Raw genomic sequence first — 12186 nt, 5'->3', positions numbered from 1 at the left:
GCAGGTCAAGCTGAAGGGCCTGACCCCGGTCGAGTTCCGGGAGCAGGCCCTTCGGGAGGCCGCCTAGCGGTTATGATTTAGCGCGTCCAAGTTCTGGGGCGCAGTTCACTTGGGCTCCGGGGCGGCTTTCCGTCGATGTCCTTCTCGCCCTTGGCCCGGGTTTTTTGCGAAGGCGTTGCGCCGCGCCACAACCAACGCCCGAACTGCTATGCTATTCCACGACCTTTAAGACGGTACGAGAGACCGAAAAGGCGTCCACAACCTCATCGCAGCTGCCTTATTCGGAGTCTCCGCCAGCCGGCGGTCGCTCCGTTTTTTGTGGCTGTGGGCAGGGCCCCTCTGGGCGCGCGACGAAAGGGCGGTGTTGCTGTGAACCTACTGGTGGACAACGGCAGGCATCCGAGGGCGCTTCTCGCGCTCGAGAACGGGATGCACTTCTTCGGGCGCTCCGCGGGCGCCGAGGGAGAGGCCTTCGGCGAGATCGTGTTCAACACCTCGATGGTGGGCTACCAGGAGATCATCTCCGACCCGTCCTACGCGGGCCAGATTGTCACGCTCACCTATCCCCAGATCGGCAACTACGGCATCAACGATAAGGACATGCAGGGCGACCCGCTCAACCTGGCCGGCCTCGTGGTGCACGACATGTGCTACACGCCGAGCAACTGGCAGAGCGTCGAGTCCCTGCCCAACTTCCTCGTCCAGCGCGGCGTCGTGGCCATCGAGGACGTCGACACGCGCGCGCTGACCCTGGCCATCCGCGAGGGCGGCGCCATGAAGGCGGCCATCTCCACGACCGACCTCGACCCTGAGAGCCTCATCGCTCGCGTCAAGGCGGCCCCGGCCATCGCCGAGCACAACTACGTCGCGGACGTCTCCACGCGCGAGCCCTTCACGGTTCCCGGCCAGGACTCCGACGGCCAGCCCCGCCTGCACGTCGTCGCCTACGACTGCGGCGAGAAGAAGGGCATCGCCAAGCGCCTCTCCGCCGCCGGCTGCGAGGTCACCGTCGTGCCGTGGGACACGCCCGCCGAGAAGGTCCTCGAGATGAACCCCGACGGCGTGTTCTTCTCCAACGGCCCCGGCGACCCGGTCTCCGTACCGCCCGTGGTCGACGCCGTGCGCGCCTGCCTCGGCAAGCTGCCCGTCTTTGGCATCTGCCTCGGCAACCAGGTCATCTCCATGGCGGCCGGCGCCACCATCGAGAAGCTGCCGTACGGCCACCACGGCGGCAACGAGCCGGTGATGAACCTGCTCACCGGCAAGGTGGAGATCACCGCCCAGAACCACAACTACGGCCCGGTCTTCTCGACCTTCGGGCCGCTCGTGCCGGAGCTCTCCGACGGCGTGGGCGAGCACCCGGCAGACGAGGACCTGCGCTTCTGGTCCCGCCGCCACGTGGCGCCCGTCGTCCAGACCGAGAAGTACGGGCGCGTGCGCCTCACGCACGTCAACCTCAACGACGGCACGCCCGAGGGCATCCAGTTCCTCGACATCCCGGCCTTCTCCATGCAGTACCACCCCGAGGCCAAGCCCGGCCCCAACGACTCCACCTACGCTTTCTCGGCGTTTGCCAAGCTCATGCGCGGCGAGGACGACTACCTCGCCATCGACGTCCGCGAGGGGAGGCGCTTCTAGATGCCCAAGCGCACCGACATCAAGAAGATCCTGATCATCGGCTCCGGCCCCATCGTCATCGGCCAGGCCTGCGAGTTCGACTACTCCGGCACCCAGGCCTGCAAGGCGCTGCGCTCCGAGGGCTACGAGGTCGTGCTCGTGAACTCCAACCCGGCCACCATCATGACCGACCCGGAGACCGCCGACCGCACCTACATCGAGCCCATCACCGTCGAGTCCGTGACCAAGGTCATCGAGAAGGAGCGCCCGGACGCGCTGCTTCCCAACATGGGCGGCCAGACGGGCCTCAACTGCGCCGTCGCCCTCGGCAAGGCCGGCATCCTCGAGAAGTACGGCGTCGAGGTCATCGGCTGCGACGTCGACTCCATCGAGACCGGCGAGGACCGCGAGCTCTTTGCCAACGCCATGCGCGACATCGGCCTCGAGGTCGCCAAGTCCGGCATCGCGCACACCGTCGAGGAGTGCGAGAAGATCGCCGAGGAGCTCGGCTACCCGGTGGTCCTGCGCCCGGCCTTCACCCTGGGCGGCGCCGGCGGCGGCATGGCCTACGACCACGATGACCTCGTGCGCATTGCCGAGCAGGGCCTCGCGCTCTCGCCCGAGAGCGAGGTCCTCGTGGAGCAGTCCGTCGAGGGCTGGAAGGAGATCGAGATGGAGGTGATGCGCGACTCCGCGGGCAACGGCGTCGTCATCTGCTCCATCGAGAACCTCGACCCCATGGGAGTGCACACCGGCGACTCCATCACCGTGGCGCCCTGCCAGACCTTGAACGACTTCGAGCTCCAGCGCCTGCGCGACTACTCCATCGCCATCCTCGAGCGCGTCGGCGTCGCCTGCGGCGGCTCCAACGTGCAGTTTGCCGTGAACCCCGACGACGGCCGCGTCATCGTCATCGAGATGAACCCGCGCGTCTCGCGCTCCTCGGCGCTCGCCTCCAAGGCCACCGGCTTCCCGATCGCCAAGATGGCGGCCCTGCTCTCCGTGGGCTACACGCTCGACGAGATCGAGAACGACATCACGCGCGAGACTCCGGCCTGCTTCGAGCCCTCGATCGACTACTGCGTCGTGAAGGTCCCGCGCTTTGCCTTCGAGAAGTTCAAGGGCACCGACGACACGCTCACCACGCGCATGAAGGCCGTCGGCGAGGTCATGTCCATCGGCGCCACCTTCGAGGAGGCCATGCAGAAGGCCATGCGCTCGCTCGAGCAGGGCCACGCCGGCCTCGGCGCGGACGGCAGCGTCGACTTCTCCGGCCTCTCCAAGGCGGAGTTCGAGCAGCGCGTGAGCACGCCCACGCCCGACCGCATCCTCTACGTGGCCGAGGCGCTGCGCCGCGGCTGGACCGTCGAGCGCGTCTTCGACCTCACCAAGATCGACCACTGGTTCCTCAACCGCATCAAGGACATCGTCTCCGCCGAGAAGGTCATCTCCGAGCTCGGCATCGCGGGCCTGGACGCCGACCACATGATGGCTGCCAAGCAGCTGGGCTTCTCCGATGCCCAGATCGCGCACCTCACCGGCCAGCGCGAGGACACCGTCCGCGCCGTGCGCGAGGTCCTCGGCGTGCGCCCGTGCATCAAGACCGTCGACACCTGCGCCGGCGAGTTCGCCGCCCGCACGAGCTACCACTACCTCACCTACGAGAAGGGCGGCGTGACCGAGTTCCACGAGGCGGAGAAGCCGCGCGTGGTCATCCTCTCCGCCGGCCCCAACCGCATCGGCCAGGGCATCGAGTTCGACTACTGCTGCGTGCACGCGGCCTACGCGCTCGCGGCCAAGGGCTTCGAGACCGTCATGGTCAACTGCAACCCGGAGACCGTCTCCACGGACTACGACACCTCCGATCGCCTCTACTTCGAGCCGCTCACCTTCGAGGACGTCATGAACGTGATCGAGGTCGAGAAGCCCGTGGGCGTGATCGTCACCCTCGGCGGCCAGACCCCGATCAACCTCGCCAAGCGGCTCAAGGCGGCCGGCGTGCCGATCATGGGCACCCAGCCCGAGGCCATCGACCTCGCCGAGGACCGCGACCGCTTCGCGAGCCTGCTCGACCGCCTCGAGATCGCCTACCCGCCCTCGAGCACGGCCGAGACCGTCGACGAGGCCAAGGCCGTGGCGCGCCGCGTGGGCTACCCGCTGCTCGTCCGCCCGAGCTACGTCCTGGGCGGCCGCGGCATGGGCATCGTCTACGATGACGACGACCTCGTGAGCTACATGGAGGAGGCCACCAAGGTCTCCCCGGACCACCCCGTCTACCTCGACGCGTTCCTCGAGGACGCCATCGAGCTCGACGTCGACGCCCTCTGCGACACCGAGCAGTGCTACGTGGGCGCGGTCCTCGAGCACATCGAGGAGTGCGGCATCCACTCCGGCGACTCCGCCTGCTGCTTCCCGCCCTTCTCGCTCTCCGACAAGATCGTGGCCAAGGTCCGCGAGACCACGCGTCGCCTGGCGCTCTCCTGCCACATCCAGGGCCTCCTCAACGTGCAGTATGCCGTCCGCGACGAGCAGGTCTTCGTGATCGAGCTCAACCCGCGCGCGTCGCGCACCGTGCCCTTCTCGTCCAAGGCCACCGGCGTGCCGCTGGCCAAGTGCGCCGCGCGCATCATGAGCGGCGAGAAGATCGCCGACCTCGGCCTTCCGGAGGAGGGTCGCGACCTTGGCTTCTATGCGGTCAAGGAGGCCGTCATGCCGTGGAGCCGCTTCCCGGGCGCCGACGTCACGCTCGGGCCGGAGATGAAGTCCACCGGCGAGGTCATGGGTCTCGACGTCACCTTCCCCAAGGCGTACGCCAAGACGCGCGAGGCCATCGAGTACGACGTGCCGCAGTCCGGCAGCGTCTTCATCTCGGTGTGCGACCGCGACAAGCGCTCCGTGGCTCCGGTGGCGCTGTCGCTGCGCAACCTCGGCTACGACCTTCTGGCCACGCGCGGCACCGCCAAGACGCTGCGCGCCGCGGGCATCCCGTGCGAGGTCGTGAAGACCATCTCCGAGGGCTCGCCCAACGTCCTCGACCTCATGGCCGACGGCAAGATCTCCTTCCTCATCAACACGCCCAAGGGCCACAGCTCCCGCGGTGACGGAACCAAGATGAGGAGCGAGGCCGTGAGCCGCGGCATCGACATGGCCACGACCATGTCCGGCGCGGTGGCGCTGGTGCAGGCCATCGCGGCGCTGCGCGAGGGGCCGCTCTCCGTCAACGCCCTCCAGGACCTGTAAATTGGGGACAGTCCCCAATTAGCACACATCTTTGATGCGACGGGGCCGTCGGGTTTTTCGCCCGGCGGCCCCTTTTTTGTGTCCTACTGCCTCGCCGCCTATAATTAACGTACTTTGAAACTGAGGCGGGAAATCGCCAACTGGGATAACGTGAATTTTCAGGAAACCAAAGTACGTTAATTTTCTGCCTCCGAAGGAGACCCCATGAGTATGCCCCTCGCCCCAGGTTCGATTGTCGACACGCACACCCACACGTACTTCTCGGATGGCGTGGGGACCTTCGAGGAGAACGCTTGCGCCGCGGTGGCGGCGGGCTGTTCCGTGCTGGTCTCGACCGATCATCTCACGCTGCCTGCGGAGATGGACCCTGCGGGGGAGGTCCAGGTGGTGGAGGCCGAGCTCGCCGCCCACCGGGCAGAGTGGGAGGCCGCGCGCGACGCTCACCCCGAGCTGGAGATGATCTACGGTTTCGAGTGTGACTGGTATCCCGGCTGCGAGGAGAACGTCCGTCGCTGGGCCGCTGGCGCGCAGGTGCTTCTGGGCAGCGTGCACTGGTTGGGCGAGCAGGACGACGGCGCGTGGATCGATGACCCCACGGACCAGCACATCTGGCACGAGCTGGGTCCGGACGAGGTCTGGCGCCGCTATGCGCAGACCTGGTGTCGCGCGTGCGAGAGCCCGCTGCCCTTTGGCACCATGGCTCACCCGGATCTAGCCATGAGGTTCGTCAATGCTGGATTCGCCCCCACAATCGACCTCGCTCCGCTCTGGGACGAGATGGTCGGCTGCGCACACGACACCGGCCGGCGCGTGGAGCTCTCCACTGCCGGCTGGCGCAAGGGGGTGGGGGACTACTATCCCGCTCGTGGCCTGCTCGAGCGCTTCTGCCGTGCCGGCGTGCCCATCACGGTTGGGTCGGACGCGCACGTTCCCGGCGACATGTGCGACGGAATCCGCGAGGCCTACGCTCATGCCTGGGACGTGGGCTATCGTGCGATAGAGGTCCCGCGCGCAGACGGCTCCTGGGAGTCCCTGCCGCTACAGTAAGGGTGACCGTGCAAAGGGGGCAGGCATTTTTGCACGGCCCCATTGCACGTGGCTGAACAGCTAGTCTGTGAAGATGGGGTTGGACCACGCGGTGCGGCCGCGCTCGTCCGTGCACTCCAGGCGCAGGTAGGTCTCGTTTCCGGCGAGCGGGAACTCGGCGTGCGTGAGCGGCTCGCCCTCGGGCGCTATTACGGTTGCCCCTGCGTTGACCGGGCCGCCCGCGACAAGGCTGACGCGCTCACAGGGGCTGCAGTCCACCCAGACGCGGCCGTCGCGCACGCCCCAGTTGATGATGTCGGGCCCGGAACTCGAGTAGAAGGTCCCCGCCAGGAGCGACCTCACCAGGGCGTCTCTCGTGAGTGCGGGCGCGCTCGCGACCACCCACCCGCCAAAGGAGTCGTCGAAGATCCCCTCGTTGTGGTTGTCGTCCGAGGCAAAGCCCCATACGCGCTTGCCGCGTCGCAGCATGAGGTCCCAGTAGGTGGTGTCGTACCCCGTGCCTGACTCGTTGACGGTGTCGTAGTTGAAGATCTCGAGCGCGAAGTACCCCTCGGCGCCGCAGAACTCGTCGGGCTCCACGCGGCTCCAGATGGGGTGGTTGTAGGTCACGATGCAGCCGCGCTCCTCAAGTGCGCAGGCGAGCTGCGTCGCGACTGCCTCCCCGTCCCAGGAGCCGTGGAAGCGCAGGGGCTCCAGCCGCTCCATGTGCGAGAAGCGCTTCTTTGCGGAGGCGACCATCTCGCTCGTGCCGAGGATGCCGTGCATGTGATGGCACTTGAGCCGCAGCGCCTCGGACTCGTCCGCGTACAGGTACGCCGAGGCCTCGAGCCCGGGGAGAATCACGAATCCCTCGTCGTCGAACTGCCCCGAGAGGTCCGTGTAGAGGTCGTGCTCGGAGAGGCAGAGGAAGTCGTAGCCGCGTGCTCGGAAGGCTGCGACGGACTCCGCCGGCGTGAGGTGGCCGTCGGAGTTGGTAGTGTGGCTGTGGAGGTTCCCCTTGAAGCGGGGGAGGTCCTCCGGAAGGCACGTCTGGTCATGGAAGGGCATGTCGTCTCCAATCGTGCGTGCCCGACCCGCACGGGGAGGGCACGGGCCGGGCGTGGGAGGAAGGGGCTCGAGGCCTCTGCCGCTACGCGGCAGGGCGGGCGCTCGCGGCGTCGACCGGGATGACGAGGCAGTCGCGCTCCGGGAGGGAGAGGTAGACCTTGTTCCCGCGGTCGAACATGTGGAAGCTGCGGAAGAGAACGTCAACGAAGACGGTGGTCCCGCCCTCGAGCCTCACGGTGTAGCGCAGGACGTTGCCGCGCGGTGTGGAGTCAACCACGGTGCCGTCGACGAGGTGGGCGTCCTTCTCGTCCGGCCTCTCGCGGCTGATGCCGATGGTCTCCGGCCTGATGGCCACCACGTTGCCCGCCGGCACCGTAACGCCCGTGAGCGCGGTGAAGTCGCTCGCGGAGAGCTGGTTGTAGCTTCCGATGAAGCTCGCGGCGAACTCGGAAACGGGGCTGGTGTAGACCTCGACGGGGCTGCCTGCCTGCTCGATGCGACCGGAGTGGAAGAGCTGGATGACGTCGGACATCACCATGGCCTCGTCCTGGTCGTGCGTGACGAAGATCGTGGTGAGGCCGAGCTCCTGGTGGATCTCGCGGATGCGGGACTGCAGGGCCTTGCGGAGCTTGGCGTCGATGGCGGAGAGCGGCTCGTCGAGCAGCAGCACGGAGGGCTCGGTCACGATGGAGCGGGCGAGGGCAGCGCGCTGCTGCTGGCCACCGGAGAGGTTGGCGGGGTAGGCCTTCTCCTTGCCGGAGAGCTCGACCATGGCGATGGCGTCAGCGACCTTCTTCTCAATCGTGGCGGGGTCGACCTTCTTCATCTTGAGGCCAAAGGCGACGTTCTGCTCGACGGTCATGTTGGGGAAGAGGCTGTACTGCTGGAAGACCATGCCGATGTTGCGCTTGCTGGCGGGCACGTTGGTGACGTCGCGGCCGTCGAGGACGATCTTGCCCTCGGTGACGGTCTCGAGTCCGGAGAGGCAGCGCAGCAGCGTGGACTTGCCGCAGCCGGAGGGGCCGAGCAGGGTCACGAGGTCGCCCTGCTGGATGCCAAAGCTGATGTGGTCGAGGACGGTGTTGTCGCCAAAGCGCTTGACGACGTCCTTGAATTCGATGTAAGCCATCTGGGCTTCTCCTTACTGCTTCTGGGAAGTGTGCTGGAGTTTGAGGACCACTGCGGTCACCGCTGCCACCACCAGGAAGATGATGACGACGATGGCGCTGGAGAGTCCGCTCGAGCGGGCCATGTTGGCCTGCAGGAACACCTGGATGTTCTGGTAGTTGGTGCCGGCGATGTTGTTGGCGAGGACAAAGTCGCCAAAGACGATGCTCTCGGCGAGAAGGCTAGAGACCAGGATGCCCGACACGATGTTGGGGAGCACTACCTGCACGTAGGCGCGGAAGCGGCCGCAGCCGAGCATCTCGGCGGCCTGGATGAGCATGTTGGCGTCGATGGCGTTGAGCGCGTTGCGGATGCCCTGGTAGATGTAGGGAAGCACGAGGATCGTGTAGGCGCCAAAGAGCATGAACATGCGGTTGGAGAGGATCGTGCCGGTGCCGGTGTAGAGCGAGATGATGCCGATGGAGAGGATGACGCCCTGCAGCGCGTACGGGATCATGCAGACAAACTGCATGAAGCGGCCCAGCCTGCGGTTGACGGCCACCACGACGTACATGGCCAGGAGGAGAAGGACGATGGTGATGGCCACGCTCACCAGGCACAGGACGAGCGTGCGCCCGATGGAGAACCAGAACGTCGAGTTGGTGAAGAGCTCGGCGTAGTTGCGCAGCGTGAAGCCGGAGGGAAGCACATCGGTCCACTCGACAAAGAGGGAGTAGATGAGCGTGGTGAGAAACGGAATCAGCAGGTACAGGCCAACGATGCCCAGGAAGATCTTGGCGGCCAGCGGCGTCTTCTTGCCGGGGGCGGCAGCCTTGACGGCCTTGGTCTTGGAACTCATATGATCTCACGCCCCTTTGACGCGCGCTTGGTGAAGTAGTTGTTGATGACCGTGCAGACGACCATCAGGATGATGAGCACCACGGCGAGCGCGCCGCCGGTGGCCGCGTCGATCTGCACGTCGCCCTTGAACTTGGACGTTATCTGCAGCGGGAGCAGCGCGTAGTTGTTCATGACGATGGCGAAGGCGGTCGCGTACGCCGCGAGGGCGTTGGAGAAGAGCACCGAGAGCGTGCCCAGGATCGACGGCATAAGGTTGGGAATCACGATCCTGAACCAGTAGTCCAGCGGCGTGGCCTGGAGGATGATCGCCGCCTCGCGCCAGGACTTCTTTATGCCGCTGAAGGCCGGCAGGAGCAGCAGCGTGGCCAGCGGGATCTGGAAGTAGATGTAGAGCACGAGCAGGCCCTCGCCGGTGTAGAGGTCAAAGTCGGCGAGGAAGGGGATGTTCCACTGCTGGCCCAGGATGGTGAGGACGCCGGAGTTGCCCATGAGGATCATGAAGGCAAACGCCAGGGGCACGCCCGAGAAGTTGGACATCATGTTGAGGACCATCGTGAAGGCGTTGCGCACGCGCTCGCTCGACTCGTAGGCAAAGCGCGCGGCGAGGAACGACACGACGATGCCCACGACGGCCGAGACGAGGCTGATCCAGACGCTGTTGATGATGGACTGCTGGTAGAGCGGGGTGGTGAAGACCTTGACGAAGTTCTCCAGGCCAAAGGCGCCGGACTCCTTGCCAATGAGGCTGTCGAGCACGAGCTGCGCGAGCGGCAGCAGCTCGTAGCCAACGATCACGAGCAGGAAGGGAAGAAAGGCGACGTAGCCGACCCAGCGGCGGGTCTTCTGCGGACGCCTGCTCGCCTCTGCCGCGCTCCCGGTAACCCGGGCGGCGGGGACGGCGGCGTCTGCGGAGAGCGTCGCGGAAGTCTGCGAGATCTCTGCCATGGTACCTCCTTTGATGTTCTGTACGTTGTCGGGTCGTGGGCGCCCGTTCTTCTCGGCAGGTCTTCTCCTTGGCGAGAAGAACGGCGCGCCCCAAGAAGAGGGCGACCCGAAGGCCGCCCGGTTGCGCCGAAGACGGCGGCTGGCGTGAGTTTGCGCGACTAGCCCAGGATGGGGATGATGTTCTCCTGGTACCAGGTCACGAGCTCGTTGGTGACGTCGGTCCACTTCTCGTAGTCGATGGACTGGACCTGGTCGCCGTACTGCTCGTCCGGCAGGCGCAGCGCCTTGACGTCCTCCGGGAGCTCGACGGAGCTGCGGATGGGCGTGGCGTAGCCGCGGGCGAGGTTGATCTGGCCCTCGTCGGAGAGGATGTACTCGCGGGCGAGGCAGGCGGCGGCGGGGTGCGGCGCGTTGACGTTGATGATGGTGGCGTAGCCGGACTGCACGGAGCCGTCGGTGGGGATGCTCACCGTGAACTTGGCGTCGGGGTTGTTCTCGACGATCTGCGCGCGGTAGTTGAGGGAGTTGTAGTCCCAGTTGAGGCCCACGGCCACCTCGCCGGACTCCAGGCGGGCGACGGAGACGTCGGAGACGTCCAGGCGGCCGGCCTCGGCGATCTTGGTGATGAAGTCGTAGGCGGGCTGCATGTTGTCAAGGCCGCCGCCCAGGGCGACGGCGATGGCGAGCACCGCGTGCTGCGCGGCCGCGGCGGCCGTGATGTCGCCGATGGAGACCTTGTAGTCGCCGTCAGCGAGCTCGGCGAGCGTCGTCGGCGGGTTGGGCACCTGGTCGTCGTTGGAGATGATCGACATCGTGCCGTAGTAGCCTACGACCCAGTCGCCGTCGTCGTCCTTGGCCCAGTCGGGAATCTCGTCCCAGTAGCTGGTCTTGTACTTGAGGGTCACGCCCTCGGCCTCGGCCGTGGGGCCCCACTGCTGGCCCACGTCGCCGATGTCCTTGGTGCCGTCGGTGCCCTCCTGCTTGAACATGGCGATCTCCTCGGCGGAGGACATGTCCTGGTCGGCCTGCGTGATGCCGTACTTCTCCTCGATGTCGTCCCAGGTGCCGACCCAGTTGGCCCAGGTGTCCGGCATGCCCACGGAGTTGATCTGACCCTCCTGCTGGGCCTGCGTGATGATGTCGTCCAGCGACATGGAGTTGTAGTCCACGGCCTCGGCCGCGGGGGCGGCGCTGTCCTCGCAGCCGGTGAGGCCCAGGCCCGCTGCGCAGGCGAAGCCGGCCATGCCGAGCATGCCGAGGAAGGAGCGGCGAGAGACGCCGCGCGCGCTGATGTTGTTCACAAGAGCTCCCTTCGATTCCCTTTCCCATGCGCCGGCGACTTCGTGCCGCCGGCCAAGCCGTGAGTTACGTTAGAGTCCACTTGCGGTGGAATCTTTCGCGTTTGGGGAGTCCTTGCGCAGCGCTGACCGTCTCTTACGGGCGCCTGACGCGCCCGGGCCGGCTTCTTACGCAGGCTTGCCGAACGCTTAAATGATTCAAAGGGGACAGTCCCCTTTTGAATCATTCTGGGAGTCCATGCCGCTATGATACGAAGGGACGGTCACTTCATCACTTTGGAGAATCATGGCGCGGGTGCTGGTCATAGAGGACGACGCGGCGATCAACGACGTGGTGGCGACGCGGCTCGCGCGCGACGGCCACGTGGTGACGCAGGCGTTCTCCGGCTCCGAGGCGCGCCTGCTGCTGGGTGACGCGGGCGAGAAGAACGCGGCATACGACATCGTCATCTGCGACCTCATGCTGCCGGGCGCGACGGGTGAGGAGCTCGTCGAGCTTATCCGCAAGCGTGACGCGGCGACGCCCGTCATCGTGATCTCGGCGCGCACGCAGGCCGCGGACAGGATCGACCTGCTGCGCCTGGGTGCCGATGACTATCTCACCAAGCCCTTCGACCTCGATGAGCTCGCGGTGCGTGTGGAGGTACAGCTGCGCCATCGCGGGACGGAGGCCCCTGCGGGCGATGTTCTCCGGCATCAGCGCTGGACGCTTGACCCCGAGGCGCGCACGCTCGCGGTCGCCCCCGGCGAGGATGGCGAGAAGGGCGGGGAGGTCGCGCTCACCAAGATCGAGTTCAACATCCTCGAGGCGCTCGTGCGCCGGCCCAACCGCGTCTTCTCCAAGGCGGAGCTCTTCGAGCTCGCGTGGGGCGAGCCGTTTGCCGGCGACGACTCCACGGTCGCCGTGCACGTCTCCAACATCCGAGCCAAGCTGCGCGCAACCGGCACGGACGAGTACGTCAAGACCGTCTGGGGCATGGGCTTCAAGCTCGCGTGAGCCTGCTCTCGCCTCACCCTCAAGCTT

At 66.4% G+C, this 12186-nt stretch carries 9 protein-coding genes; 4 read left to right on the top strand and 5 right to left on the bottom strand.

The features are described 5' to 3' along the window. The first annotated feature begins 369 nt into the window (after positions 1-369). The 3 genes from carA to B5F85_RS09800 all read left to right on the top strand — a co-directional run bounded on the left by carA (position 370) and on the right by B5F85_RS09800 (position 5904). Positions 370-1638 (top strand): glutamine-hydrolyzing carbamoyl-phosphate synthase small subunit, encoded by a 1269-nt coding sequence (gene carA / locus B5F85_RS09810; protein WP_239386868.1) that lies wholly within the window; start codon positions 370-372, stop codon positions 1636-1638. Then, entirely contained in the window at positions 1639-4857 is a 3219-nt protein-coding gene (gene carB, locus B5F85_RS09805; protein WP_087316783.1) for a carbamoyl-phosphate synthase large subunit, read from the top strand. A 204-nt stretch (positions 4858-5061) separates the two neighbouring features. Then, positions 5062-5904, top strand: a complete 843-nt coding sequence (locus B5F85_RS09800; RefSeq protein WP_239386866.1) for a PHP domain-containing protein — start codon at positions 5062-5064, stop codon at positions 5902-5904. 60 nt (positions 5905-5964) lie between these two features. Here B5F85_RS09800 and B5F85_RS09795 read toward each other — a convergent pair whose 3' ends face one another. The 5 genes from B5F85_RS09795 to B5F85_RS09775 form a co-directional block, all read right to left on the bottom strand. Further along, complete coding sequence (locus tag B5F85_RS09795) at positions 5965-6951, bottom strand: histidinol-phosphatase (protein WP_087316781.1); 987 nt, start codon at positions 6949-6951, stop codon at positions 5965-5967. Between the two features lie 82 nt (positions 6952-7033). Next, the gene (locus B5F85_RS09790) at positions 7034-8080 is read right to left on the bottom strand and encodes an ABC transporter ATP-binding protein (protein WP_087316779.1); all 1047 of its coding nucleotides are present in this window, start codon (positions 8078-8080) and stop codon (positions 7034-7036) included. 12 nt (positions 8081-8092) lie between these two features. Further along, positions 8093-8917 carry an ABC transporter permease subunit gene (locus B5F85_RS09785; RefSeq protein WP_087316777.1) on the bottom strand — a complete coding sequence of 275 codons (825 nt, stop codon included), beginning with the start codon at positions 8915-8917 and terminating at the stop codon, positions 8093-8095. After that, on the bottom strand, positions 8914-9864 hold the full coding sequence (locus B5F85_RS09780; protein ID WP_087316774.1) for an ABC transporter permease subunit: 951 nt from the start codon (positions 9862-9864) through the stop codon (positions 8914-8916). Before B5F85_RS09780 ends, B5F85_RS09785 begins: the two co-directional genes overlap by 4 nt. Positions 9865-10022: 158 nt before the next feature. Continuing rightward, positions 10023-11165, bottom strand: a complete 1143-nt coding sequence (locus B5F85_RS09775) for an extracellular solute-binding protein (protein WP_204204755.1) — start codon at positions 11163-11165, stop codon at positions 10023-10025. 283 nt (positions 11166-11448) lie between these two features. Between B5F85_RS09775 and B5F85_RS09770 the strand changes: the two genes are divergently transcribed. Continuing rightward, positions 11449-12159 (top strand): response regulator transcription factor, encoded by a 711-nt coding sequence (locus B5F85_RS09770; protein WP_087316772.1) that lies wholly within the window; start codon positions 11449-11451, stop codon positions 12157-12159. Positions 12160-12186 lie beyond the last annotated feature (27 nt).

The organism is Olsenella sp. An293 (assembly GCF_002159495.1).
Lineage (GTDB): Bacteria > Actinomycetota > Coriobacteriia > Coriobacteriales > Atopobiaceae > Thermophilibacter.
This window is presented reverse-complemented; position numbering and strand designations above follow the sequence as displayed.